General features: G+C 70.8%; 38 protein-coding genes. 4 read left to right on the top strand and 34 right to left on the bottom strand.

Annotation, left to right across the window (positions count from 1 at the left end; translation table 11 throughout):
* Window positions 1-28 precede the first annotated feature (28 nt).
* The 33 genes from MQP27_RS41895 to MQP27_RS41735 all read right to left on the bottom strand — a co-directional run bounded on the left by MQP27_RS41895 (window position 29) and on the right by MQP27_RS41735 (window position 20,891).
* Window positions 29-319, bottom strand: coding sequence for a hypothetical protein (locus MQP27_RS41895; protein WP_242775489.1), 291 nt, complete (start codon window positions 317-319; stop codon window positions 29-31).
* Window positions 320-348: 29 nt separating this feature from the next.
* Window positions 349-1,785, bottom strand: a complete 1,437-nt coding sequence (locus MQP27_RS41890; protein ID WP_242775488.1) for a hypothetical protein — start codon at window positions 1,783-1,785, stop codon at window positions 349-351.
* 21 nt (window positions 1,786-1,806) lie between these two features.
* Window positions 1,807-2,205 carry a phage tail fiber protein gene (locus MQP27_RS41885; RefSeq protein ID WP_242775487.1) on the bottom strand — a complete coding sequence of 133 codons (399 nt, stop codon included), beginning with the start codon at window positions 2,203-2,205 and terminating at the stop codon, window positions 1,807-1,809.
* A gap of 362 nt (window positions 2,206-2,567) precedes the next feature.
* On the bottom strand, window positions 2,568-2,897 hold the full coding sequence (locus tag MQP27_RS41880; RefSeq protein ID WP_242775486.1) for a hypothetical protein: 330 nt from the start codon (window positions 2,895-2,897) through the stop codon (window positions 2,568-2,570).
* Window position 2,898: 1 nt separating this feature from the next.
* Window positions 2,899-3,237, bottom strand: coding sequence for a hypothetical protein (locus MQP27_RS41875; RefSeq protein ID WP_242775485.1), 339 nt, complete (start codon window positions 3,235-3,237; stop codon window positions 2,899-2,901).
* Window positions 3,218-3,622, bottom strand: a complete 405-nt coding sequence (locus MQP27_RS41870; RefSeq protein ID WP_242775484.1) for a hypothetical protein — start codon at window positions 3,620-3,622, stop codon at window positions 3,218-3,220. Before MQP27_RS41870 ends, MQP27_RS41875 begins: the two co-directional genes overlap by 20 nt.
* Before the next feature lie 65 nt (window positions 3,623-3,687).
* Window positions 3,688-4,206: a hypothetical protein gene (locus tag MQP27_RS41865; RefSeq protein WP_242775483.1), complete on the bottom strand. Its 519-nt coding sequence runs from the start codon at window positions 4,204-4,206 to the stop codon at window positions 3,688-3,690.
* Window positions 4,207-4,247: 41 nt separating this feature from the next.
* Entirely contained in the window at window positions 4,248-4,403 is a 156-nt protein-coding gene (locus tag MQP27_RS41860) for a hypothetical protein (protein WP_242775482.1), read from the bottom strand.
* Complete coding sequence (locus MQP27_RS41855) at window positions 4,393-4,638, bottom strand: hypothetical protein (RefSeq protein WP_242775481.1); 246 nt, start codon at window positions 4,636-4,638, stop codon at window positions 4,393-4,395. The genes MQP27_RS41860 and MQP27_RS41855 overlap by 11 nt, the downstream gene beginning before the upstream one ends.
* Before the next feature lie 355 nt (window positions 4,639-4,993).
* The gene (locus MQP27_RS41850) at window positions 4,994-5,671 is read right to left on the bottom strand and encodes a GIY-YIG nuclease family protein (RefSeq protein WP_242775480.1); all 678 of its coding nucleotides are present in this window, start codon (window positions 5,669-5,671) and stop codon (window positions 4,994-4,996) included.
* A 216-nt stretch (window positions 5,672-5,887) separates the two neighbouring features.
* Complete coding sequence (locus tag MQP27_RS41845) at window positions 5,888-6,103, bottom strand: MerR family transcriptional regulator (RefSeq protein WP_242775479.1); 216 nt, start codon at window positions 6,101-6,103, stop codon at window positions 5,888-5,890.
* 110 nt (window positions 6,104-6,213) lie between these two features.
* Window positions 6,214-7,029 (bottom strand): hypothetical protein, encoded by an 816-nt coding sequence (locus tag MQP27_RS41840; protein WP_242775477.1) that lies wholly within the window; start codon window positions 7,027-7,029, stop codon window positions 6,214-6,216.
* Between the two features lie 285 nt (window positions 7,030-7,314).
* Window positions 7,315-7,842: a hypothetical protein gene (locus MQP27_RS41835; RefSeq protein ID WP_242775475.1), complete on the bottom strand. Its 528-nt coding sequence runs from the start codon at window positions 7,840-7,842 to the stop codon at window positions 7,315-7,317.
* A gap of 345 nt (window positions 7,843-8,187) precedes the next feature.
* Window positions 8,188-8,916 carry a PP2C family serine/threonine-protein phosphatase gene (locus MQP27_RS41830; RefSeq protein WP_242775473.1) on the bottom strand — a complete coding sequence of 243 codons (729 nt, stop codon included), beginning with the start codon at window positions 8,914-8,916 and terminating at the stop codon, window positions 8,188-8,190.
* A 354-nt stretch (window positions 8,917-9,270) separates the two neighbouring features.
* Window positions 9,271-9,837: a hypothetical protein gene (locus MQP27_RS41825; RefSeq protein ID WP_242775471.1), complete on the bottom strand. Its 567-nt coding sequence runs from the start codon at window positions 9,835-9,837 to the stop codon at window positions 9,271-9,273.
* A gap of 16 nt (window positions 9,838-9,853) precedes the next feature.
* Entirely contained in the window at window positions 9,854-10,087 is a 234-nt protein-coding gene (locus MQP27_RS41820) for a hypothetical protein (RefSeq protein WP_242775469.1), read from the bottom strand.
* Between the two features lie 95 nt (window positions 10,088-10,182).
* Window positions 10,183-11,214 carry a hypothetical protein gene (locus tag MQP27_RS41815; protein ID WP_242775468.1) on the bottom strand — a complete coding sequence of 344 codons (1,032 nt, stop codon included), beginning with the start codon at window positions 11,212-11,214 and terminating at the stop codon, window positions 10,183-10,185.
* The gene (locus tag MQP27_RS41810) at window positions 11,211-11,666 is read right to left on the bottom strand and encodes a hypothetical protein (protein ID WP_242775467.1); all 456 of its coding nucleotides are present in this window, start codon (window positions 11,664-11,666) and stop codon (window positions 11,211-11,213) included. Before MQP27_RS41810 ends, MQP27_RS41815 begins: the two co-directional genes overlap by 4 nt.
* A 14-nt stretch (window positions 11,667-11,680) precedes the next feature.
* On the bottom strand, window positions 11,681-12,655 hold the full coding sequence (locus MQP27_RS41805) for a hypothetical protein (RefSeq protein ID WP_242775466.1): 975 nt from the start codon (window positions 12,653-12,655) through the stop codon (window positions 11,681-11,683).
* Window positions 12,652-12,819, bottom strand: a complete 168-nt coding sequence (locus MQP27_RS41800) for a hypothetical protein (protein WP_242775465.1) — start codon at window positions 12,817-12,819, stop codon at window positions 12,652-12,654. Before MQP27_RS41800 ends, MQP27_RS41805 begins: the two co-directional genes overlap by 4 nt.
* A 9-nt stretch (window positions 12,820-12,828) precedes the next feature.
* Entirely contained in the window at window positions 12,829-13,062 is a 234-nt protein-coding gene (locus MQP27_RS41795) for a hypothetical protein (RefSeq protein WP_242775464.1), read from the bottom strand.
* Window positions 13,059-13,199 carry a hypothetical protein gene (locus MQP27_RS41790; RefSeq protein ID WP_242775463.1) on the bottom strand — a complete coding sequence of 47 codons (141 nt, stop codon included), beginning with the start codon at window positions 13,197-13,199 and terminating at the stop codon, window positions 13,059-13,061. Before MQP27_RS41790 ends, MQP27_RS41795 begins: the two co-directional genes overlap by 4 nt.
* Entirely contained in the window at window positions 13,196-14,884 is a 1,689-nt protein-coding gene (locus tag MQP27_RS41785) for a hypothetical protein (RefSeq protein WP_242775462.1), read from the bottom strand. The genes MQP27_RS41790 and MQP27_RS41785 overlap by 4 nt, the downstream gene beginning before the upstream one ends.
* The gene (locus MQP27_RS41780; RefSeq protein ID WP_242775461.1) at window positions 14,881-15,609 is read right to left on the bottom strand and encodes a hypothetical protein; all 729 of its coding nucleotides are present in this window, start codon (window positions 15,607-15,609) and stop codon (window positions 14,881-14,883) included. The genes MQP27_RS41785 and MQP27_RS41780 overlap by 4 nt, the downstream gene beginning before the upstream one ends.
* A complete protein-coding gene (locus MQP27_RS41775; protein ID WP_242775460.1) occupies window positions 15,606-16,037 on the bottom strand; it encodes a zinc finger domain-containing protein in 432 nt (143 codons plus the stop codon). Before MQP27_RS41775 ends, MQP27_RS41780 begins: the two co-directional genes overlap by 4 nt.
* Window positions 16,034-16,621 (bottom strand): hypothetical protein, encoded by a 588-nt coding sequence (locus MQP27_RS41770; protein WP_242775458.1) that lies wholly within the window; start codon window positions 16,619-16,621, stop codon window positions 16,034-16,036. The genes MQP27_RS41775 and MQP27_RS41770 overlap by 4 nt, the downstream gene beginning before the upstream one ends.
* Window positions 16,618-17,082: a hypothetical protein gene (locus MQP27_RS41765; RefSeq protein WP_242775457.1), complete on the bottom strand. Its 465-nt coding sequence runs from the start codon at window positions 17,080-17,082 to the stop codon at window positions 16,618-16,620. Before MQP27_RS41765 ends, MQP27_RS41770 begins: the two co-directional genes overlap by 4 nt.
* A gap of 47 nt (window positions 17,083-17,129) precedes the next feature.
* Window positions 17,130-18,542: a glycosyltransferase family 2 protein gene (locus MQP27_RS41760; RefSeq protein WP_242775455.1), complete on the bottom strand. Its 1,413-nt coding sequence runs from the start codon at window positions 18,540-18,542 to the stop codon at window positions 17,130-17,132.
* Entirely contained in the window at window positions 18,535-18,693 is a 159-nt protein-coding gene (locus MQP27_RS41755; protein ID WP_242775453.1) for a hypothetical protein, read from the bottom strand. Before MQP27_RS41755 ends, MQP27_RS41760 begins: the two co-directional genes overlap by 8 nt.
* Window positions 18,694-18,739: 46 nt before the next feature.
* Window positions 18,740-19,999, bottom strand: a complete 1,260-nt coding sequence (locus MQP27_RS41750; protein WP_242775452.1) for a nucleotide sugar dehydrogenase — start codon at window positions 19,997-19,999, stop codon at window positions 18,740-18,742.
* Between the two features lie 96 nt (window positions 20,000-20,095).
* A complete protein-coding gene (locus tag MQP27_RS41745; RefSeq protein WP_242775450.1) occupies window positions 20,096-20,269 on the bottom strand; it encodes a hypothetical protein in 174 nt (57 codons plus the stop codon).
* Window positions 20,269-20,478 carry a hypothetical protein gene (locus MQP27_RS41740; protein ID WP_242775449.1) on the bottom strand — a complete coding sequence of 70 codons (210 nt, stop codon included), beginning with the start codon at window positions 20,476-20,478 and terminating at the stop codon, window positions 20,269-20,271. Before MQP27_RS41740 ends, MQP27_RS41745 begins: the two co-directional genes overlap by 1 nt.
* On the bottom strand, window positions 20,475-20,891 hold the full coding sequence (locus MQP27_RS41735; RefSeq protein ID WP_242775447.1) for a hypothetical protein: 417 nt from the start codon (window positions 20,889-20,891) through the stop codon (window positions 20,475-20,477). The genes MQP27_RS41740 and MQP27_RS41735 overlap by 4 nt, the downstream gene beginning before the upstream one ends.
* 170 nt (window positions 20,892-21,061) lie before the next feature.
* On the opposite strand from MQP27_RS41735, the gene MQP27_RS41730 reads away from it, so the two are divergent.
* The 3 genes from MQP27_RS41730 to MQP27_RS41720 all read left to right on the top strand — a co-directional run bounded on the left by MQP27_RS41730 (window position 21,062) and on the right by MQP27_RS41720 (window position 22,548).
* Entirely contained in the window at window positions 21,062-21,382 is a 321-nt protein-coding gene (locus MQP27_RS41730; RefSeq protein ID WP_242775446.1) for a helix-turn-helix domain-containing protein, read from the top strand.
* 1 nt (window position 21,383) lies between these two features.
* Window positions 21,384-22,109: a hypothetical protein gene (locus MQP27_RS41725; RefSeq protein WP_242775444.1), complete on the top strand. Its 726-nt coding sequence runs from the start codon at window positions 21,384-21,386 to the stop codon at window positions 22,107-22,109.
* Window positions 22,110-22,308: 199 nt separating this feature from the next.
* Window positions 22,309-22,548, top strand: coding sequence for a hypothetical protein (locus MQP27_RS41720; protein ID WP_242775443.1), 240 nt, complete (start codon window positions 22,309-22,311; stop codon window positions 22,546-22,548).
* A 3-nt stretch (window positions 22,549-22,551) separates the two neighbouring features.
* On the opposite strand, the gene MQP27_RS41715 is transcribed toward MQP27_RS41720, so the two are convergent.
* Window positions 22,552-23,115, bottom strand: a complete 564-nt coding sequence (locus tag MQP27_RS41715) for a hypothetical protein (RefSeq protein ID WP_242775442.1) — start codon at window positions 23,113-23,115, stop codon at window positions 22,552-22,554.
* Window positions 23,116-23,166: 51 nt separating this feature from the next.
* Here MQP27_RS41715 and MQP27_RS41710 point away from each other — a divergent pair, with 51 nt between their 5' ends.
* Entirely contained in the window at window positions 23,167-23,505 is a 339-nt protein-coding gene (locus tag MQP27_RS41710; RefSeq protein ID WP_242775441.1) for a DUF6233 domain-containing protein, read from the top strand.
* Window positions 23,506-23,540 lie beyond the last annotated feature (35 nt).

The following is a 23,540-nucleotide window of genomic DNA, read 5'->3' as shown; positions in this document are numbered from 1 at the left end:
TGCAAGCACACCGGGTGTGGCGTCGCGGTCAGGTGATGCGGAGCAGTCCGAAGGGGATGACGGGCACCTCGGGGTTGTCGGTGATCCGGATCCACATCGTGTACTGGCCGACGGGCAGTTCAACGGTGCCTCCGGGGCCGACGAGGCAGCGCGCAAGGTAGGCGCCGTCGGGCGCGCGGGGCTCCGTGCCGTCCCACGAGCCGGTCTTCCAATCACCGGAGGCGGGCTTAGCGATGCCCGTCGTGAACGCGAACTCAACTACATCGCTGGTGGGGTTGACCGGGGTGCCCGCCGTGGAGACGCTGACGGCCGCTGACACGAATTCACGGGACAACGACGACTGAGTGATCACGGCGCCTCCCAGGCAGACCACGAGGCGGACACTTCGGCCGCGGACCAGCGCCCGGCAGCCTGGGCCGCCCACGGGCTGTACGGCTCCCCCACGGTGATGTCGGCGCCCGTGTCCGGGGTGGAGGAGTGCGTTGTGCCGCTGGCGGTGAGGGTGGCTGTGAAAGCGGTGGCCGCGTTCCCAGCACCGTTTGTGGCGCCGGCTGCTGTGAGCGTGGCGGCGGCGTTGAGGTCGGTTCCAGAGGCTGTGGCTCGGGAGCCGTCTGCTGTGAGGGTGCCTGTCGCGTTCAGGGCGGCGTCGCCACGTACGGGCGCCGCACCGGTGGTCCCCTCGGCCGTGAGTGTCGCTGTGGCGACCAGAGCGGCGGTGCTGGTGTGGTCGATCTGGCCCTGTGCGGTCAGCGCCGCGGTGGCGGTGAGCCCGGTGTCGCCTTGGGTGGCGCGTACTCCGTTCGCGGAGAGTGAGGCCGCGGCGGCGAGGCTTGCGTCGGCGGTGGTCGCGCGTTGTCCGTCTGCCGTGAGGGTCGCGGTGGCTGCAAGCGCGGTGTCGCCTGCTGCCGCCCGTTGGCCGGATGCAGTGAGGCTCGCATTCGCCGAGAGAGCTCCGTCCCCGGCGGCGGCGACGGCGCCGGATGCGGTCAGGGTGGCCGTGGCGGTGAGGCCGGCCGATCCGTTTGTGCCTCGGGTGCCGTCTGCTGTGAGGCTGGCCGTGGCGGTGAGGCTGGCGTCGCCGCTGGTGGCGCGTGCCCCGGTAGCGGTCAGGCCGACGGTAACCGCGAGGGCCGCGTCGGCGGTGGTGGCGCGCAGACCTGACGTGGTGAGGGTCGCGGTCGCGGCGAGCGCCGTGCCACCCGTGGTGGCCCGCAGGGCGGTGGCGGAGAGCGTGGCGGTCGCGGCCAGTGCGGCGTCGCCGGTGGCGCCGGAGGTGACGTCGGCGCCGGTGAAGTCGTCGAACCTGAGCGCGTTGGTGGATTCCGCGCGGAGGCCGACGCTGGTTCCCGTCGTAACGGCCGTGTTGGTGACCGTGACGCGCGCGATGCCGTTGACGTAGCCCGTGATGGTGCTGCCGACGGCCGTTACTTTCGCGACGTCGCCGGCGACAGCGGCCCCGGAGAAGGAACCGAGCGACGTGAACGAGCCGCCCACGTTCGAGAAGAGGTTCCACGACGTGCCGTCATTGCGCCACAGATAGCCGCTGGTGAACCCAGTGTTGCCACGGCACCACACGCCGTGGGAGACGGCTGCGGTGGCGGCGATCGTCACCTGCGCCGAGTTGTCCGACGTGGCCATCGCGGTGGCGGCACGGATGACGATCGTGCCGCCCGCGCTCCCGGACGAGAGCTGGTTGGAGACGATGGTCCACAGGCCGCTCCCATCGACCCAGTTGGCGCCGGGGGCGCCGTCGGCCCTGTTGAAGTCGTCGGTGAAGGTGGTCACGGCGACCTCCCCGTCAGGGCGCTATGCCGCCTGCGCCCCGAGTGAGAGTCCGAGCGTGGTCAGGGTGAACGTGTCACCCGAGGCCCAGGCCTTCGACGCCGTCAGTGCCACCGAGTACAGGAACGTCCCGGATGTCGACGCCGTCCACACGGAGATGTGCGTGAGCGTTTCGCTCGTGCCGCCGTTCGTCCACGCCGACGGCGCGGAGCTCAGCGCCAGCGCCGACCCCGACGAGGACGCGGCGAAGGTGAAGCTGTTGCGGGTCGCCGAACCGGCGCTGACGTTGGAAGTGCCGACCGCACCGGGGTCACCGGTGTGGAGCTGAACGTAGGTAGCGGCCACCGCGTTGTATGCGGAGCCGGCGGCGCGCTGTGTGTTGAGCCAGCCGGAGACGAGGCTGGAGGCAAGTCCTGCGGTCACTGCTCAGCCTCCTCAGGCCCTGGTTCGGTGGTGTCCTCGGCGGCATGGGCGGGGGTGACCTCGCCGGATGCCTCCATGGTCAGGACAAAGGCGTGCTCGTCGGCCACGAGGCCTCCTCACGTTGGATGTTCAGGTTGTGTGGCGTACGTGGCTGGCGCTCCTGCGGCGTGCTCTCCTCCTGCTGCTTCGCGAGCGCGCCATGCGGTACCAGGCGCGCGGTCGGCCGACCAGTCGCCACCAGGTCTGGCGCCGCCAACTGGAGTAGTCCGCCGCGACCAGGCCGCGGTCGTGGACGCTTCCGTCGGGCGGGCGGATGACCACGCGCAGTTCGCTGGAGTGGCGGACGTGTGTCCGGGCCCAGCTCACCGAGCCCGCACTTTGCCGGCCGCGTACGCCGCCATGACGTGGCGCGCAGCCGATTCCACGTCGTTTGCGGCGGGCGGCTGACGGACCGTGAAGGTGACGCTGGCCGCCGACGTAGCGGCCGCTGTCGTCTCCGTATCGGGTGGCTTGGCTGCCAGCAGCTCAGGGTGGGCGGCGCGCAGGTGCGACCTGATCGGCTCCATGTCGAGGCTGAGGGCGACGACCAGGGGTCCGCCGTCGCGCCGGGCCGGGCCGGTCGTCAGCGGGAGGTCGAACGGGGTGTCACAGACCGGGCAGCCGATGGTGAGGTGGGCGGGAAGCGCGACCATGTCAGACCTCCTGCCGTACCGGCCACGCCCAAGTCCCCGCCTGCGCGCCGCAGATGACGTGCTGCGCCCAGTAGGTGTCGGGTCCGTCGAGGAAGACCTGCAGACTGCACGGCGCGTCCGGGGTGCTGCCGTGGACGCGGACGATGAGCGCGGGGAACACGTCCCCGGCGCGTACGGGGCCACCGCGGACGTGGGCGGTGAGGCGCTGGCGGTGGATGGCGCGGATGGCGCCGTCGTCGAGGCGGTAGAAGACCCGCTGCCCGATCTGCGGGACGGCCAGCGCCCGGCCCGTCGGGTGCTCAACTTCGTCGACGGCGGGGTCAGTGAGGGTCTGGGACACGGAAGTCCTCCTCGAGGGCAGGCGCCCCGTCGGCCGGGGTGGGGACGAAGGCGATCAGTTCCGTCACCTCGAGCAGGCCGGCGCGGGAAGGGTGGGGATCCCACGCCATCTGGCCGTCGGCCCAGCAGACGGCGTGCCGTACGGCGCGCGGGGAAGGCCCCCAGCCCATCCCGTACGTGACGTGGGCGTCGAGGCGGCGGTTGAGGGGCCGGTAACCGTGGGCAACGCAGAACGCGGCGAACCGCTCCAGCCAGTCGGTGAAGGTGACGAAGTGCGGCACCGCGTCGAGGGGCAGCTCGAGGAGCGAGGCGGTGGCGGCCTGGAGGCAGTTGCCGGGGCGGCCCTGCGGGTCGTCGTGGAAGATCGTCTGGGTGACCTGGTGCACCGGTCACCACCTCTGCGCCATCTACGAGCGACTGTGCGCTCGTTCAGGTGGGGCGGTGCTCGGCTTCACGCGTACGGTTCCCACCACACGCGGCCGTCCTCGAAGCGAAGACGCAGACCGGACACGGACTGGATCCGATCCCGCGCCTCGTGACCGAGGGCCGGGTCGGCGAGGTGGACGGTGTAGAACTTGGCGTGGTGCGTCGGCCGGGTACCGATGGACACCCACTCGTAGGTGCCCGCGAGGTCGCGCCAGCCGTCGGTGTTGACGTCGTCCGGCACCTCGTCCGCGCGGATCCACGTGGTACCGACGAGTCCGGTCGGCGTGCCGGTCGTCGCCCCGGTGATGAACCGCTGCTCCGGCCGCCGGTTCGCCAAGGTCACGTAGAACTTGTGGGGGTAGCCGTACTTGCGGTCGGCCCACTCGGCGCGCCAGTCGGTTTCGGCGGCGAGGTCATCGGGGTGGATGCACCCGCAGTAGGAGCAGGTGCGGTAGTGCTCGCCGCGGGAGGCCTCTCGCCACGACCAGCCGCCCCATCGCTCGGCTTCCGCCCCGTGGACGGGATCCGTGCTGCTCGTGTCCATGTCGCCTCCGTCCGGGCTCGGTGCTGCCGGGCCGGCCCGGTTCAGCGGTAGTGCGTCGGACAGATGCCGGAGAGGCAGTCGGACTCGCCGAACGAGACGAAGTGCACGTGCTTGCCTTCCGCGACGAGCCGCTCCGCGGCCTCCCTGGCCGTGCGCGGCGCCGCTTCTGGATCGGGAGGGGGCGCCTCAGCGATCATCACGGGCGTCGTTCCCGTCAGTGCCGCGCGGGACGTGGGCGAGAACGAAGGCCTCGGCGTCGGCCTCCATGTCGACGATCGCCCCGGGGACGACGATCCGCGCCTCAGCGTGGCCTCGTGCATCAACGACGAGCTCGACGCGGGAGACGAACGAGAGCGGCTCACCGTCGAGTTCGATGGTGGTGGTATCAGGGGCGCCCTCGCTGCGCACAACGAGACGGTGGCGGTTCGACATGGGGATGCCTCCAGGCGGGCGGAGTGGGCGGGAAGTTGGCCCCGCGGGCCCGGGAGGCGGTGCACCGGACGGGCGGGGAGACTGGGGCCAGCCCGCTGCAGGAACTCGGGCCTCGCCAGGCGCGTCCGCGGGCAGGAGTGGCCGCTTCGCCTGGCGAGGAGGGTGGCCGCTGCCCGGCGGTGAGACCTCGTCCCGGAAAGCTCACGGCGCCCCGCCCGGGCGCACAGTGCCGGACAGCGGAGTTGGTGTGGCGGACCGCCGTCGAGCGGCGACCCTCAGCGCTACCCGGCGACGGTCCATCCCTGGCTCCGCGGCTGGGATGCCGAGGTACCAGGGAGTTCATGGAAGCAGGCGGCTACTTGGCGGAGACCTTCCGGGCGGCCACTAGATCCTTCGACCGGCCTGCGAGGAAGCGCATCTCGTCAAGTAGGTAGAGGGGGCGTCCTTGTTCGTTCTTCCCGACGGGGGACAGGAGTTGGCGGTAGACCCATCCGCTGATGGTGTTCGCCGCCACGCCAAGGACGCGCGCGGCCTCCCTGACGGTCGCCGTGTCTGCTGACACCGCAGGCGGGGGCGCCGGGTGAAAGTCGGGACGGGGGCGCCCGAGATCCTGCGTGGTGGGCCACGAGGGGTTCGGCGCTCCGAACTCTGCTCGTACACGCTCGATATGGGCGTCGAGCTCCTGGCTGCGTTGGAAGTACTCGGAGGTACCGACCCGCAAGGGACGGAATTCGGCATGCCGCTGGCGCTCGCGGCGCTTGTCTCCGGGCTCGACTGCCAGGATGGCGTCGGGCATGAGGGCCGCGAATCTGCGTGCCGGCCTGACGGTCGTCCCGATCTTCACGAGTGGGCCGCGGAGCACGTAGTACACGATCGACTCAAAGTGCGGGGCGATCTTCTCGACTGGAACAGAAGGCTTGGCCTGCTGCTCTTCCCACTGGCGTCGGCCCATCTCCACGGCGCGGGCCACCGTCTCCGCGTCGAGTTCCTCGCCACGGTCCTGTACCTCGCGCAGTACTGCGGCAATTCTCATGAAGGCAGGATCTTGAGTGTCGACGAGGGCCAGGAGCCGCGCGCCGCTGGGGCGTGGGCCTTCATCCTCGGCGTGGATTCGCTGCCTGCCTGTTGAGGCAATCCACCTAGTATTCATCCGTCCGGCGCTCCCGTAAGCGTCGTACCCGCGCCTCGGCGGGTGGTGACGCACTCGCCGAGGCCTGAACAGGCCCGACTGTAACGGGATTTGACCCTTTTAGTGGGTTCTCCGGGCGCGCTCCCGAGTTGCCTTCTCAGCCTTGATCACGTCGATCGGCTTGAAGAGCGGGCGCCCGTGGTCATCGTGGGCAGCCGCGGGGAGATGGCCTCGGTGTTTCCAGGCACGGATGACGCCGGGGCGTACCCCCGCGGCCTCGGCAGCCTCGGCGACGGTCCAGCGCGCAGTCTGAAGGTCGACAGCCAGATCGATCATGGATCACCCCCGAAGGTCCTGGAAACGGCAAAGGCCCCGTCGAAACGGGGCCTACCTGCGTGCGGGCACGCTGCGTGTGCCCCCACGTTACGCGTAACGCGATCCGGCGATCAAGCAACTGCCTCAGCCTGCGCGCCGTCCGGGTGAACCGGCGCGCGCCGGGCGGCAGTCTCCTGGGCGGCGAGGTCTTTGACGTAGCGGGCGTACTCGGCGTGGGTGAACAGGGCGCGGCAGTCGGGGTCCTGGCACTCGATGTAGGGCTGGTCGTCGACGAGGCGCAGGTCGGCAGACTCGGCGAGCCAGGGGCCGCCGCAGCGCTTGCAGGGGGCGAATCGTTTCGCTTCGGGGGCGTGGTCACGGCGGGTGAAGCGCGTGGCGGCGCGGTGCCAGTGGGCGATCTGGGCGGCGGGGTTCCCGGACGGGATGAGGTCGCGGCCCTGGCGGACGGGATCGTGGGATTCGGTGGCGCAGGGGTGTTCCTGCAGGAGCCAGTCGACGTGAGCGACCAGGAGCCGGACCGTCGTGTTGATCCACTCGCCCTCGCGTACGCCGGGCTGGCGGGTGGGGTGGTCGCCGAGGCCGCGCAGGCGGCGTACGTCGGCGGCGGTTTCGGCGAGGCCGCCGGCGATGAGGTCGGTGAGGAGGCGGGCGGCCTGGCCGGGCCAGGGGGTGGTGTCGGTGGGTGCGCTGTTCGTCGTGGCGGACGTGGGGCCGCGGGTGCCGTGGAGGGGTTCGAGGCTGATGGCGACGAGGAGTTCGGGGAGCTCGGCGAGGTGTCGGCGGGCGCGGTCGACGCAGGCCTGGCAGTGGACGGGGGTGCCCCAGGTGACGGGGATGTCGTGGGGGGTGCCGGTGGTCGCGTGGTCGTGTTCGGCGCGGCGCCAGGCGGTGTTGCAGACTCCGAGGCAGGGAGCGGGAGTTGACATCGTGGGGGCCTCCCCGGGCGGTGGGTGGGAGAGCGGGGTGGTGGTACGCGTACGGCCCCGCTGGAAGAGCGGGGCCGTACGTTGTGATGCGACCTGACCGGGAACGGACCTGGCAGGCTTCGATCTTGCCCCATGGTCCTCAGCAGGAGCAAGGAAGCAGGGCAAACAGCCCATCGCGTCACGGGAGATGCCGTCTCCTGTCCGCTCGCGCGTTGACTCTGCTCCCGGCCGGTCCAGAGCCGCATCGAGCGGAGACCGCGCGGGTGATGCCGTGCGTCGTCCGCTTCAACCGCTTCCGGCGATGCCCTCGGCATCCTCGTCTGCCTTGGCCAGGGCCCCCAGAGCATCCGACGCGTCCTTCCTCGTCTTCTCGTCCGGCGCGTCGGGGCTCAGGCCGTCTACTGCGAACTGGGTGATCGCCGCGTTCCCGTCGCCGTTGTCGTCCCGCCACTTCTCCAGCAGGCTGGTGGGTTCGTTGCCGTCGCTCAAGTACGCCTCGGCCTTGTTGAACGCGGTCTGCTTCATGTCCAGGCCGACGATGGCCTGCTTGTACCAGGGGGTGAAGTCGAGCGTGCCGACGACGTCTTGGCCCTTGGCGAGGAAGTCCCGGAAGTCCTGGTCTTCCTTCTCGAGGATCGCGGCGGCCTTCTTCCGCGCCTGGGCGGTGGGGAGTTTCCCGGCCGCTGGCGTTCCGGTCGCGGTCGGTTCACGGAGTTCCAGTGTGATCGGCGTCGTCCTGCGTACCTGGGCACCGTTGCGTGGCTGGCTGGAGGCCACGGTCCACGTCTGTGTGTCCGCGGCGGAATCGTTCATTACGTCGTGACCGTCGGGCGCGAGTGCCTTGATGTGGTCGAAGCACTGAAGGTCTTTACCCAGGGGGTCGAATGTCTTGCCGACGGTCTCCGGCATGGGCTGTGGCCAGTGTTGTGCGCGGCAGAGTGCCTCGAGGCTGTCGGTAGCGTACGAGGCCGATGGTTTGTCAGTGCCGCCGGTGGGACTGCCGGCGCCGCACGCGGTGAGGGAGGCGAGCAGCAGGACGGTAGCCGCGGTGAGGGCTCGTTTCATGCCCGCGAGAGTGGCCGCCTACCGCCCCCTGCGGGCGGGATGTCACCGTGTTGTGACGGGGCGTTCGACAGCTCCCCGTGCCGGCGGGGGCGGTCAAGTGGCGGGCTTGAGGTCGGCGATGAGGACGGTGGCGTTGTCGGCAAACGGGTCGGGAACAGCGCGGGCCGTGTCGACGGCGGCGCTGACGAAGTGCCGGGCGGTCTCGCCCGGCTCACCAACGAGGAAGTCGGACACGTTGCGCCCCGCGTCCTCCAGAGGCTCGTATGCGCCGTCGCTGGCGAGGAGGAGACGGGAGTCTTCCAGGAGGCGGGTGGTGGTTTCGATCGCCGGGTGCCCGTAGCGGTCTTTCACCGCCTGGTCGGTTTCCGGGGCGCCGAGGCAGGAGGTGACGACGTTCCGGTCGCCGCCGCCGTGCAGGTCGCTGGGCGGGGAGACGCGCCGCAGGTTGTGATCCTGTGTGAGGCGCAGCGCGGTACCGCGGACGAGGAGGTAGGCGCGCACGTCGCCGCACCATGCGATGGTCAGCCAGCGGCCGGCGGTGACGGCGACGACCGCGCAGGCGTCGGGCTGGGACACCCAGAGGGCGTCGGCGGCGTAGCGGTCGTACTGGGTGCGCAGGCCGGTTTCGGCATCGCCGTGGTAGGCGGCGCTGCGGGCGAGTCGGCGGGCCGCGGTGCGCGTCCAGTCACGGACTTCCTGGGTGGAGCCGATGCCGTCCAGCAGGACATAGGCGCGGGTTCCGTCGGGGCCGGTGGCTGTGGCGGTGGCGTCGCACTGGTGGGTGCGGTCCCCGATCAGCTGGGCAGTGGCGTGCGTTCGCATGAGGCCTTCCAGGCGGTGAGTGCGTCCGCGAGGAGCTGGACGCGGGGTGAGAGCGGTGCGGACGGCTCCCATTAGACGGGGCGGGTGGGGCACTTGACCGTGCTCGCCAGTCCGCACTGTCCGGAAGGGCAGATGATCGTGATCGATGAGGGCGCGCTGGAGGCGAGCGGTCGCCGAGTTCCTCCGGGCTGCGCCTGGTGCGGCCGGGCGGCGGCGTGATGCGTCGTTCGTCGCGTACGCGTCGGATCCTCGCGGTGCCGACGTTCAGCTTCCGGCAGATGGCTTCGTGCGTCGCGCCGGCCTGGAGCAGCGTGGCGACCTGGTCGTCGAGGTTGTTCCAGTGGGTGGGCATCGCTACTGCCACGCCGTCTTGCGGAAGGGGTCCTCGAGGTCGCCGGCGAGGATGCTGTGGACGATCGCTGCGACCTCCCGCGCCCCCTCCGGCGTCCCGGGGGCATGAATGGTGAAGACGCGGGTCCGGGCCTGGTTGACCATGAGTTCCCAGCCGCTGTCCGCGTACAGGGCTACAGCGAGCCCTACATGGCCGTCCCATCCCCAGCGGGGGCCGCCGGGGAGCGGCTCGACAGCGACGCACATGTGGACCTGGCTGGCGGCCGGGGTGAGTCCCTCGTCGAGGAAGGCGAGCCCGAGCTCGGCCTGGAGGGCGACGATCTCGGTGGGGGTGCGCTCGGCGGCGGGGCGCCCGTACTTCCCGGAGGTGGCCTCGGCCGCCGCGGTGATGAGACCGCCGAGCCGGCCGAGCCGGTCTTCCCGGGGGTGTCCGTGCCCGGCGGCGGTCTCGTACAGGGCGTCGAGGAGGTGTGCGGCCTCGGCGACGACACTCGGGGTGTACAGCGCGCGCAGGCCGCCGTACGCGGTGGTGATCTTGTTGATGGAGTCTTCGGTGGGTGGTGCTTCCACGGCGGGTTCCTCAGAGTCAGAACGCCTTAATGATCAAGGCGAAGAGGACGACTGCGACGATCGCGGCGAGGATCCGCAGCTGCGCCGTGTCGGGCAGCTGGTAGGGGACTTCCTGGATGGTCTCGCCATGCGGGTGGTCGCCACCGTGGCGCTCATCGCGATGCCTCTGCCCCTGGCGCTGCGCTGCTTCCTCGAGCGCGTACGGGCGCGACTCGATACGGCAGACGGGGCAGCTGTAGAGGTGCGGCATTGCGGGCCTGCTCTCAGGGTCAGGGGCAGGGTGGTAGATGAGCCACGGTAGACGGCCGGTAGATGGGTGCGGTAGATGGCGTGTGACCTGGGCGTCTACCCCCTTCCAGGAGGCGTCGGAGAGGGGTCGGGAAGTGGGGTGGGACCGGGGGTGCTGGTGGGGCTGGCAGGGCGGGTGAAATAGGCCCGCAGGAGCTCCTCGAAAGTCCGCCTCTTCCGGAGGCGGGAGTCGGGGCCGGCGGGGGCCTCCTCCGCCCGCTCGAGGGGCACCTCCGCCGCACCCTCCGGGACGGTGCTCCGCGCGGGCTGGGCGAGGAGGGTTTCGAGGACCGCGATGGCGTCCTCGAGGGGCCGGCCGAGGGCGGCGGTGAGTTCGTCCACGTGCACCCCGTGCGTGGGGCCGCCGCCGGTGCCCCGGATCTGCATCGACTTGACCGGGATCCCCAGCCGCCCGCAGTGCTCCCGCAGCGTCGTCACCGTCCACGCCTCCGGCACCCCGGGCTCATCGAGGAGCGCCTTGAGGTGGACTCCGCGCCGCCCTTCGGCCACCGCGTCCCGCACGCGCACGCACACCAGATGCCAGAGCCAGTACCCGGCCGCCCGGACATCGCCGGCGTCCGGGCCCGCAGCGTCGCCGTGACCGTCGCCGTGCTGTGCGGGGGTGGCGCGGCCTGCCTTGTCGTACTGGGCGGCCAGCCACGCGGCCACGAGCCACCACAGGGCCGCCCACGGGGTGATGGCGGCCAGGTCGGGCGCGAGCGCGCGCCACCCGGCCGCGATCGGCCGGTGAGTGAAGCACCAGCCGACCCAGCCGAAGAAACCGACTCCGGCGACGCGGTCCAGCGTCCACGGCCGGGCCTTCCCGCGTGCGGCAGCCCGGGCGGTCTCCTGCGCCACCGCGGGCACCGGTTCAGCCGACGTGCTGCCACTGGTCTCCACCGCGGGCGTGGTCCCGTCCGTCCCTCCGTAGCCCGCCGCGAGGTTCAGCCCGCGCAGGCCAGGGTGCCGCGCGCGCCGGTACAAGCGGCGGGCACCTGTACCGATGCGCTTCGCCAGCAGGGCACTGCCGTGGACGACGTCCCGCACGAAGACCATCAGGACGCGCCCGGCGCGAGGGGTGGCGCTCATCCGTGGGCCCCCAAGTGCCCGATGCTGAGGCGAGCGGCGTTGAGGACGACCGCTCCGATCCCGCCCGCCTCGACCAGGAAGCCCGAGGCCATCAGGGCGTACATCGCGTGGATCCATTTCCGCTTGTAGTTGCGGCCGATGGCGAGGAGGACGAGGCAGGCGCCCACGGCCGCCGGCCCGAAGGCGGGCAGTCCGGACTGCGCGACGACGGACGACGGGATGGAGCCGAGGCCGGTGATGACGTCCACCCAGTTCCCGCCGGCCGCCAGGCACATCGAGCCGGTGAGCAGGGCCCAGACGGTGATGCGCTCCTTCGTGTTGATCTTGATGGTGTCGGAGCCGGTCACGCCCAGGAACAGGGCGAGGAACATCACGGCGGCGATTCCGCTCAGGGTCATCGTGCCGAGCCAGTTGCCCTTGGCGAGGGTGCCGGTGGCGGCGAGGGTGAGCATCAGTCAGCGGCCTTTCAGCGCGGTCCGGGGGCGTACAGGGCGACGGCGAGGGCAGCGGAGGCGAGCGGGATCCGTACGAGCCACCGCACGGCGAGCGGCATGGCCTTGAAGCGACGGTCGACGAGCCAGTACAGGCCCCCGCACAGGGCAGTTGAGGTGGCCAGCAGCGCCACCGCCGAGGCGTCCAGGCCCACGTAGGCGCCGTACTGGTTGAGGATCTGCACTGCGTCGGGGGCGAGGCCCGGGGCGACGGAGGCCACGAATACCGCGGCGATCGCACGGCCCACGATCCCGGCCGGAACGATGCCTGCCACCCCCGGAATCCCGAGCACGCGCCAGCTGGCGTAGCCACTGGCGAGGGCCAGGAACGTCCCCGCTGCCCCCGTGGCTCCGTGGTCGGCGGCCGTCAGGAAGCTGCCCATGACGTCGACGAGGCCGATGCTGTAGCCGAACAGGCCCGCAGAGAGGGTGAAGGCGATGGGGCGGACGTAGCTGCGGCCGACCGCCGCCGGGCTGCGCCGCTGGGGCCGCTTCGACGTCGGGGTGCGCCCTCGCCTGTTCGGCTTGGGCACGACCGCGGGCCTGGCGGTCGCCTGCTCGGCGTCCTCGTCGGCCGGTTCAGGGACGGGGAGTTGCTCGTCGCAGTCCAGGCAGAGCATCGCGACGAGCTCGCCGTACGGCTGGGCGTGGACCGGCACGGTGTGCTCGTGCGCGCACTCCGGCTCCTCGGGCTCGGGGTCCTCGCGCTCCCGCTGCTTGGTCTTGCCGGGGCTGCGGCCGAGGATGACGTTCAGCAGCCGGGGCCGGGAGTCGTCGTCGGGGGCGTCGTCCTCGGTTTCGTCGGCGGAACCGTCCGCGTCGGCGGTGGGGCCGTTGGCTATCTCCGGCTCGGCCGGCTGCTTCTGCTCGTCGTCGGGCGACTGGACCGCCTCGGGGTAGAGCCGGTCCCACCAGTCCTGTTCGCGCGGGATCTCGGGTGGCTCGGTCACAGGGGCCTCCCCGTGTCCAGGGCGTGGAAGCCGACGGCCGCCAGCGAGCACATCACCGCGAGTGCCACGCCGCCTCTGCGCTGGGCGACCAGGAGCAGCCCGAGGGTCACTGCGAGCAGGATCCAGACGAGGCTGTTGAGGATCAGGTGGATGGTGGGCGGCATGACGGTTCCTCAGTGCAGGAGGGAGACGGCGACCGTGCTGGCGGCCACAGCAGCGGAGAGCGTGGCCGCGGGGCGGACCCGCCCGCGAGCGCACGCAACGAGCGCGAGCGCGACCGCGCCGAGATCGGTGCAGGTGGCCGCCGTCGGGGAGGTGACGCCTGCGAGCACGCACAGGTGGAATGCCTGCACGGCCGGGGTGAACAGCCCTTCGCCGGGCGGTCGGCCGTCGGGCCCGGCGGTCATCTCGGCCCCCAAAACAGACAGGACGCCATGGCGGCCGTGATACCGATGAGCGCGGCGTAGTAGCGGGTCTCGGCGCTGCGGGCGCGGGCCAGGACCCCGAGAGAGCCGGCGAAGACGCCGGCGACGGCATACATCATGGGGTGGCTTTCTGGCTGCTGGCGGACGCGGCGGCGTTCTGCTCGGCGTCGAGGAGCGCGCGGAGGCGTTCTGCCTTGGGCTGGCCGACGCCCACGCCCTTCTTGAGCGCGCGGACAGAGGCCGGCTTGCCGCGCGTGCGACGGTGGTCGGCGTCAACCTCGCGGGCCCGCTCGAGTTCCTCCGCTTCCGTACGGCCGCCGCCCGCAGCCGCACCCGCCGCCGCAGGCGGCCGGGGCGCGGGTGCAGTCTTCGCAGAGGAAGCGCCCGCTCGGATGAGGTTGAGGGGGCGGCGGAGGGTCGCCGCGGCGCCCGGGCTAGCCCCCGGGGCACGGCTCAGGATGTACCCGAGGTTGCCGAGCCCATCGGGTACACGGGCGTGCACCTGGGTAAGGCTGCGGGCCGGGTTGAAGGACGCGGCGGGTACCGTGCAAGCATCCTCGGGGCGCACCCGGTCCTCGGTGACGACGTCGAGGTGCAGGCTGCCGATTCGGCTCGCGAAGGCGAGCAGGCCCGGGAGCGGCTTGTCGGCAGGGCTGGGTACATCGGTGAGTCGTGGCGGCTCTGCCTGGGCAGGTACGCGCTCGGGTGCAGGTGCGGGCGCGGCTTGGGCGGGGTCGCGCCCCGCGACTTGGAGGGCGGCGCGCACGAGGTCTTCCGTGACGAACAGCCCGTACCCGTTGCACAGCTCGGCGAGCTCACGCGGGGCCAGGTGCGGGTGCACGGCGTGCACCCGGAGAACGGCGTCAATCGGCTCCATCCGCCGCAGCGCCGGCCCGTCGAAGGCGGCGGGTCCGCTCGCCTGGGCAGCGGGTGCAGAGGCGCTCGCAGGTGCAGGTGCAGGTAGGGGTTCAGATGCGGGCGCGGGTGGGGTCCGCGCGGTCCAGGGCGAGGCGAGGTCGATGGTGCGGAGCTGGTCGGCCGTACGGCGGCCGGCCAGGAGAGCGAGGAGCTGGTCGCGCTGGGTGTCATCGACAGCGGCACCCGAGCGGGCGACGGCGGCCTTGAGGGCTCCCCTTCCCCACCAGCCGAGGCGGCGGCGCGACGCGAGGCGTACGGCGCGCGCGGTGGCACGGTCGCGGGTGAGCTGGGCCGCGTCCCGGCCGCGGACCGATAGGCCGAGGTAGGACAGGAGGCGTTCGCGGAGTTCGTGGCCGATCTGCGCGGGCAGGCCGGTGGACAGGGCGTTCGGTTTGGTGATGCGGATCTCGAGGCCCATGGCGAGGTGCCAGAGCAGGCCGGCCATGACCGGGCCGATCGCGGCGCGCACGATGCCGCCCCAGAATCCGGACTCGGCGAAGGCGGGGATGATCTGGACGCCGGTGATGCACCAGACCAGTACCCCGGGGACGCCCGGGGTGCCGGCGTGGTCGTCGGTGGCGGTCGCGCGCTTGTTGGCGCGGGCCATGATTCCGCAGGCGAGGAGCGCGATCTCCCCGGCCGCGAACATCGCGGCGCGCTCGTCGACGGCGTGCATGCCGAGGCGGTGCGCAGCGAACCGCCAGCTCGTGTCCCCGCTGTACGCCGTGCACACGATAGCGCCGGTCCCGGCGGCGAAGACGGCCGGCTTCGTGCGCCCTGCGAGCGCCCGCAGGGCGGCGGTGAGCGCGGCCAGGACCAGTGCGGCTGCAGCGGCTGCCGACCACGGATGGCCAGCAGCCCATGCGAGGACCTGGTGCCGGGTCACTGGCCGGCCCCGGGGGTGACGGACTCTTCCGGTTTCTGGAGACCGCAGTAGATGCAGGCCTGCGGGGCGTCGGTGAGGGCGCCCTTCTTGAAGAAGTGATCGCTGAACTCGCCGAACACGACGTTGCGCCAGCACTTGCCGTCGACGTCGGTGGCCGCGATCCGCTCGGCCAGCGTCCAGGCATGGCCGAACGTGAACAGCACGGACCGCTGCTGTTCCAGCCAGGCGGGGCCGCCGAGGCAGGCTACCCACTGGCCGCCGTTGTCGCGGCTCCAGCAGTGATCAGTCTGGTCCAGGATCGCCCAGGCGTCGTCTTGACCGTGGACACGCTGCATGAGCAGGGGCGGCTTATGCGCTTCGGCGCGCGGGAACTCGAAGGAGCTGGCGTACTTGAGGAGTTCGGGGCCGGGAGTGGACTCGCCCTCGGCTGGCCGGTTGCCGCCGCTGGTGTCCTTCTCCGCGCCCTCGGCGACGGCTTTCTCGATCTCCTCGACGGGCGGTGTGCCGATGTCGGTGAACTCGGTGTCGGGGTCCATGTAGTCGGCGGCCCACGTGGACCAGCCCTTCGCCTTCCCGACCGCGCGGATCCTGGCCGCCCACGCGCGGAGTACGTCGTCCGTGGCGGCCTTGATCAGTTCCTCGGCGGGGACGTCGTTGATCTCCTGGGCGACGATCGTGTGCAGTCGCTCGACGGGAGTCCAGTCCGTAGTTCGGTCCGAGCTCATTCGGGCTCGCCTCCCTCGGCGTTCGCGAGGAGGAGCTGGGCGGCCTGGTGGGCGGACATGTGACCCTTGCGGGCTTTCACCGCGGCCCGGACCGTGTCGGCCTCCGTGGAGTAGCCGTGTTCGGCGAGGAGGTCGGCGGCGTGGCGGGCGTGCCGGATGGTCCGGTCCTTGGCCGCGTCGGCGACGAGTTTGGCCGCCGGGTGGCTGTCGAACCGCCACAGGTTCCAGGCGGCCGTGCGCGCCTGGTGGACGGTGTGGAAGAAGATGCGGGCACCGCCGTGGCTGCTGCAGTTCTCGCCGGCCTCCGCGTGGCAGAACGGGCAGGCGACGATGAGCTGCCGCAGAGGCTGCTGTTGATGGCCGATCGGGACGGGCAGCGCGCCCAGCTCACGAACCGCGGCCTCCGTCGTCGTCAGAGGGTCGCTCACAGTCCACCGTCCAACTCGTTGCAGGCCTCGACGGCGGCGAGTTCGTCACCGGCGCGGGCGAGCGCGTTGGAGACACACGGCGGCGAGCAGTACCAGCGGGGCTCGTCGTCGGTACCGGCGACGTGGAGGCGGGTCCAGCCGAGCAGGGCCGGGTCAGAGGGGTCGCAGTCGTCGGCGGTCCCGCACCCGGTGGTAAGGCACGTCGCGTAGATACCGCGGACCTCCATGTCCAGGAGGGCGGCGAGCTTGACCCTGTCGTCGCCCGCGACGACCAGCTCGGCGCTGATCCCATTGGGGGTTTCGCCGTCGATGACGGCCCTGTGGGCGAGGGCGCTACCGTCGGGGTAGCGCACGGTGCCGGCCCAGTTGACCCGGACCGTCAGCGGGGCCGTGGCCTTCTCCTGCGCCCAACCGCGCAGCTGCTGCACGGCATCGCCGCGGCCCGGGTCGAGCTCCCAGTCCAGGGGCAGGGCTTCGATCCTGTCGGCGACGTCGTTCAGGATGCCGCCCCGGACCGTGCTGGCGATCATGCTGCGCAGTTCCTGCTGGAGCTGGCTGAGTTCCGTGTCAGGGGTGCGGTTCACCGCTTCGCACCGGCGGTCGCTACGACCGGCAGCCCATCCGGGCCGACCGGGATGTAGATGACCGAACTGTTCTTCCCGGACTTGGCGATCTCGCCGAGCTGGTCGACCATCTCGTGCTGGACGTACAACGGCGTCAGCGTCTTGTTGATGATGTCTTGGGCTTCGCGGATGCCGATCGCGTTCTGCTTGCGGATCTCGGCTTTCTGCTGCTCGATCTTTACGCGCTGCTGCTGTTGCCCGATCTCGATCTCGTTGAGCTTGACCTGGTTGTTCGCGCGGACCTGACTGGTCTTAACGTAGTTCTGGACGTCCTGGCGGGCCTGGTAGCGGCCGTAGGCCTTGAAGCCGAACATGCAGCCGAGGACGATCGAAATGACCGCGGCGATGGCGACGGCAACGGTGACGGTGGCGTAGCGGGCGAAGCGGAAGTCCTGCTCGCGCGTGGTGGGCTGGTTGGGCACGTGCTTCTCCTGGGGTAGTCGAGATGTTGCGCTGGCGTGTGCCGACGTCAGCGGCGTACGAGGGAGATCTGGAGGGTGGTTTCGGAGTCGGGGTCGAGGAGCTTGGCGACGGGCAGCGGCATGGGGTCGTTGAACACCGGGAACGCCACGGTCGGATCCGAGCCGGAGGTGGCGCCCTCCGCGTCCACGGCGGGGCTCTTGCGCGTCCCCCAGTGCGTGGTGCGCGCCTGCGTCAGCGCCCAGTACATGGCGGGCTTGATCAGGAGCAGGTTGAGCAGCGACACGAATGGGGTGAGGAGCAGCCAGGCGAGGAACTTCTCCCGCGCCTTCAACTCCGGTCGTAGCGCGGCGTACATGCCCGTCTGCGCGTACGTCATGATCACCCAGTAGCCGAAGCCCTGCAGGAATACGAAGTACTCGCCCTGGTGGTACGGCAGCGCGAAGAACACCCAGGCGTACAGCACCGGTGCCACGCCGGTGAGGACCATTCCGTAGAGGCGGAAGAACAGCGGCGCCCCGTCGAAGTAGGTGAGCTCCCAGCCGACGTACCTCCAGTACGACTTGAACCAGCGCACCCGCTGCGTCCACAGTTCTCCGAGCTCGGCGGGCATCGCGCTGTAGACGAGGGCTTCGTTGACGGCGACGACCTGGCCGCGCTGCAGGGCGTAGTGGGTGAGTCGGCGGTCGTCGCCGGCGGTGCCGGAGGTGACGTAGTCGTCGAGGTTGTCGAGGACGACGTCCTTGCGGTAGACGGCGAGGATCCCCGAGGTGGGTGCCACCGCGCCGAGAGCCGAGCGGGCCATGCGCGTGACCAAGCACCAGGTGACGATCTCGACGTCGATGATCCGGGTCAGCCAGTTGTCGAGTCGGTTCCTCACCAGGGTCAGGCCGGTGCACGCCTGGACCTGCGGATCCGACATGGCCTTCATGCAGTGCCACAGCGCCGTCTTGTGCAGCACGGAATCCGAGTCGACGGTGAGGATCATGTCGTACGAGTCCGGGGGAACCAGGCGCAGCACGTGGGCCTGGGCTTCGCGCTTGCCGGCATTGTCCTGTCGGTGCCACGTCACCAGCGGATGGTGGAAGGGCACCACGGGAACCCGCGAGCCGTCGTCGACGACGTGAATGGCCTGCGGCGGCCGCACCTGGTCGATGAGCGCGCGGACGGTGGCGTAGAGGGCTTCGGGTGGCTCGTTGTAGGCCGGGACGATGGCGAGCACGCGGGATTCGTCCGCCGGCAGATGGGCGAAGCTGCGGCCTCGGACGGCAGCGCCGAGGGAGAAGATCAGCATCCCGGTGATCGTGAAATAGAAGACCATCGAGACGCCGAAGGGCTGCTTGCTCCACATGAAGTGGTAGAGCAGCGACCATGCGGTGGCCGCCGCGAGGGCGGCCACACACACGAGCACCTGCCAGGGGGATCTGCTCCGCCCGGACTTCCTGCGGTGCCTGTTAGCCATCGGCACGGTTCCGCGTGACGATCCGGTAGGAGACCGCGCCGAGCAGGATCAGCGCGATCGCCAGCCCGAGCAGCCAGTCAAGGGTGAGGCTGACGCCCGCGATGGTCAGTGCGCCTACGCCGGTCTTCGCCAGCGCTCCTTCGTCGTACATGACGTCCTTTCTGTTCGTACGGCCTGGGGGCCGTGATTCCTGCGGCTCAGAGCCGCTCGATGTGCGGGGCGACGGGCATGACGCCCCGCGTGTCCAGCACGTAGAGCGCCTGGCTGGCGACGCGCTGGAGGTCGAAGTCGGTGTGCGCGGTGAGCAGCACCACGGCGTCGAAGTCGAGGCGGCCGTCGACCGCCGCCGGGATCTCCGCGAGCACACCGGTGTCAGAGCCGTCGTGCGGCGCGTAGGGGTCGACGGCGACCACGTGGGCGCCGGCATCCCGCAACAGCTCGACAACCTCGACGGCCGGCGACTCCCGCATGTCGGCGGTGTCCGCCTTGTACGCCAGGCCGAGCGCGAGGATCCGGGAGCCGTTGACGGCCCGGCCACGCTCGTTCAGCGCCGCCTGCAGACGCGTGGCGACGTAGCCGGGCTGGCTCTCGTTGATGTCCTGCGCCAGCTCGACGAGGCGGAAGGCCTGCCCGTACGTCGTGCGCAGGTGGTGGGAGAGGTAGACCGGGTCGACGGGCAGGCAGTGACCGCCCACACCGGGGCCGGGCTGGAATTTCGTGAACCCGAACGGCTTCGTTCCGGCCAGGTCGAGGGTGTGCCACACGTTGACGCCCAACAGGCGGCTCATGCGGGCGAGTTCGTTGACGAGGGCGATGTTGACGTGCCGGAAGGTGTTCTCGAACACCTTCGCCAGCTCCGCCTCCTCCAGGCCCTCGGCGACGACGACGTCCTGCGTGATGTGCGCGTAGAAGTCCTTGACCCGGTCGCGGCAGGCGGCCGTGAGCCCGGACACGATCTTCGGGGTGTTGGTGAACTGCCACTGCTGGTTGCCCGGGTCGATGCGCTCCGGGCTGAACCCGACGTGGAAGTCCTCCCCGGCCGTCCAGCCGGTCAGCTTCTCCAGGATCGGGGCGACGAACTCCCGGGTCGTGCCCGGGTGCGTGGTCGACTCCAGGATCACCGTGGCGCCAGCCTTCAGATGTGCGGCGAGGGTCTCGGTGGCGGCGCGCACGTAACTGAGGTCGGGCTGGCGTTCCTTGAGCGGGGTCGGCACGGTGATGACGGCGACATCGAAGTCGGCCAGCATCCCCTCGCCCCGGGTCGGGACGTAGCGGCCGGTCTCCCGCGCAGCGCGCAGGACCTTGTCCGGGACGTCCTCGACGTACGACAGGCTGGTGTTGAGCTTCTGGAGGCGCTGCTCGTCGGGCTCGAACCCGACGACCTCGTGGCCAGCCTCGACGGCGGCCATGGCGAGAGGCAGGCCGACGTAGCCCTGCCCCATCACGACGATCTTCACGAGTGGTGTGTCCCTTCCAGGGAACGGTCTGGTGAGTTGAGGGCCGGGCCCGCGGCCCGGGGGTGTGGCCTGCGGGCCCGGCAGTTTGTGCGCGGCCTAGGACCGCCAGCGCACCTTGGGCTCCCGGCGCGAACTGACGAGCGCACGGCGCACGCTGCTCACGCGGGCCCGGCGCCGCTCCTTGCGCTCCGCGCGGTCCCGCTCGGTGGTGCTGGGGTTCGCGGCGTGGGGGTTGATGGCCTTCAGGCGTCGCTCGAGCAGCCAGCCCATCAGCTGGTCTCCTCGCTGGGCCGGGCGGCGCTGATCGCCGCCGGGCTGTGGCCCTCCGCCCGGGCCTGCGACCACAGCTGCTCGGCCGTCCGCTCGGCGCCACGCCACTCGGGCGTCTCGTCGTAGCCGGCGCCGAGCCGGTGGGCGGTCTCGCGGACGGCTTGGTTCGCGTCCGCGTACTGCGTGAGGATGTCGGGCTGCTCGCTCATGCCGTCGCCGCCGAACTGGGCTCCGGGCCCCGGGGCAACTCGGCGAGCAACGTGAGCAGTGCCGCCCGCAGAGCGCCGAGCGCCTCCGCCACCAGGCCGGACCCCGACGTACCAGGGTGAGCGTCGCCGTACTGCTCGAGGACCGAGCGTGCCACCGTGTCCGCGGCCGTCACCGGGAGCTGCTCAGCCCGCCGCGAGTCGCAGAGCTGGGCGACCGAGTGCCGGATGTAGCCGATCGCCTCAGCCACCTCCATCGAACTGTCGCCGCCTCGCACGTCGCCGTACAGCTCCAGCGCGCGGTGACCGCTCTCCAGGGCGATCGCGAGCGGGTAGATGACGTCGAGGAAGTAGGTGGGCGCCGGTTCCGGCGCCTGTGATCCCCCGCCGGGAACGGGGTGGGTACTCTCGGGCATTGCCTGCCCTTTCGTCGCTGTGAGGGCGGGTGCCCCCGGCCCAAATGGCGTTCCAGCGCCGGGTCGGGGGCTTTTTGCAGAGCAGCCCTGTGGGCTACTTGCGCGCCACCGTATGGGACCCATACGGTGGCGCGCAAGTAGCCCGCCCAGAATTCGGAAAGGTGCGGGCGTTGAGTCACGACGAAGAGGTGCTGTGGGTGTCTGAGGCCCTTAACGCCGTAGAGGCCATCCCTGACCCAGAAGAACGCGTGCGCGCCATGAGCGAGGTCATGGCCGAGCAAGTGCGCCGCAACAAGGAGTGGTCGAAAGAGCGCCAGGCCATGGTGTTCAAGCTCAAGGGGGAAGGAGTGTCGATCCGCAAGATCGCCGAACGGGTCGGCACGTCGCCGAGCACCATCCAGGACATCCTGCGCGGCTACGGGGGTTCCGGGAAACACAGGCCAGCGGCGAAGCCGGAGAGCACCCCCGCACCAGGGCCCGACCAGGAGTGAGATGACAGGCACGCGAGAGCCGCACAACGACCAGCCGTCGCAGCCCACTACCGGCCCCTCGCCGCAGAGCGCGCACTCGCCCGTCAATGGGAGGCCGGCCGCCCGCGCGGAACCGTGGCAGAGCGCGCAGCCGGCTGCCGTCTACCGGCTGTACGACGCCGACGGCCAGCTTCTCTACATCGGTTCGGCCTTCCAGCCCGCGGTCCGCCAGGGACACCATGCGCGCAAGCCCTGGGGCCCCGAGATCGCGCGCCGCGAAGACCGCTGGTACCGCGACCGCGAGACTGCGTACGCCGAAGAGACAGTTGCCATCCGAAGCGAGCTGCCCCGGTACAACGTCACGGACAATCCGGAGAGGCCCATACGGCACACCGGCAACGAGCTGGATGCATCCGAGGAGTGCGAGGAAGTCCGTCTCATCCTCAGCGCGCTCGCCGCCGTGGAACGCATCGCAGACCCGGAAGCACGCTCACGAGCACAAGCGCGAGTCGCAGCAAGGACCAGGGAGCGCGCGGCCGAGTGGAACGCCGAGCGGGGCGTACTGGCCCGGCAGCTGAAGGCCGCGGGGGAATCGGTGCGCAGCATTGCGAGGCGACTGGGCGTGGAGCCGGCGACCGCGCAAGACCTGCTGCGCGGCTTCAAGGGCTCCGGGAGGGACCGACCGCTTTCAGAGCTCAGGCGGGCGAGACGGCGTGGCAGCACCGGCACGCAGGAGCGGTTGCCGTAAAGGGCCTGGCGCTGGAGGTTCACGGCACACGAGCTCACCGCAGACGACGCGCACGGTCCGGAGATGACCGGGTTGTACGGGCGATGGGTCCGGGCGTGGCGCGCCCGGGCCATGAGGTGGCGCCGGCGCCGCGCCGTCGGGCTGGCGGGGCGGGGCGGGGCGCCTGGGTGTGTGCGGGTGTCGCTTAGGATCCGTGGTCGTGGCAGACATCCCCGACGAATTGATCAAGCTGGAACGTTCCGCCGTCGAGGCGCACGCGAAGCTGTCCGGTCTCGAGGGCGAGGCGTACGAGGCGCAGTGGAGGGCGTGGCACGAGGCGGCCGCGGTCTTTCAGGCCGCGGTGACGGAGTACGCGGCGCGCGACGGCGTGACGATGTCGCGCTACGAGGTGGAGCAGGCGGTGAAGAAGGCCGTACGGCATCCCGCGTCGGCGGGTTGAGGGTTAGGGCTGGTCGGGCCAGACGTCCAGGGTTTTGCGTTCGGCCAGGTCGACGAGGACGATGCGCACCCCGGGAGTTCCTTCGTACTTGCTGACGCGGGCGGCGAACCGTTCGCGTGCGGTCTCTTCGTCCGAAGCGACGCCGTCGAGCGTGGGCTGGCCAGGGGCAGAGATGGTGATGCGGTAGCGCCAGCCGTGCCGGAGGGCCGCGCGGCGGCCTGTCTCCTCCCACTCCTCCTGGCTGATGGGGCGCAGGGTGAGTCCGACTTCGGCGGCGACTTCGCGCACGTCGTCGAGGATGCCTTCCAGGGTGGTGGGCATGCGGGGTGCTGGCTTCATGGTGAGGATCATGTGCGGCATGCACAGGTCTACCCAGCGTGGGCCGTGGTTGGGGCTGTTGTGGACGCGGGTGCTGGCGGCCGTCTCGCCGCACGCGGTGCAGGGCAGCATGCGGTGGATGCGGCGGAAGTACTCGCGCTCGGTTGGTCTGCCCGGCGCCGGATCCAGTCCGGACGGGTCGACGTGCTGCTGGTGTAGCAGGTCGCCTAGTTCCATGCGCTGTCGCATGTGGCCTCCCCTCGGTGTGCAGGTGGAAGCCTACTGTCTAGAATCGAACATGTGAACGATGTTGTCCCGTCGAGGCTCGATCTGCTCCGCTTTCTGCTGCGGGTGCAGGAACGGGACCTGGCGCGTACGCGCCGGTGGATCGCCGATGAGGAGCGCCGCGAAGCCGAGCACCAGCGCGGCGTCCAGGCCCGCCCGCCCGCTCCGGATTGGCTGCTCGAACTCGGCCTCAACCGGCATGCCCCACCCGTCTTCGTGCACAGCGGGGACTGCTGGAACGCGGGCAAGCGCAGCCAGCCCATGACCCGGGACCAGGCCCGGCGCGCGCTCGCCGACGGGATCAAGGCGTGCCCGCACTGCCAGCCCGACACCGCCCTGGGCATGCTGGACTGATCCGCCCGGATGCGGAGCCGTACGCCCCGGATGAT

It is taken from the genome of Streptomyces cylindrosporus (genome assembly GCF_022698165.1).
GTDB lineage: Bacteria > Actinomycetota > Actinomycetes > Streptomycetales > Streptomycetaceae > Streptomyces > Streptomyces cylindrosporus.
The sequence above is the reverse complement of the archived record's forward strand: the minus strand, read 5'-3'. Positions and strand labels throughout refer to the sequence as shown.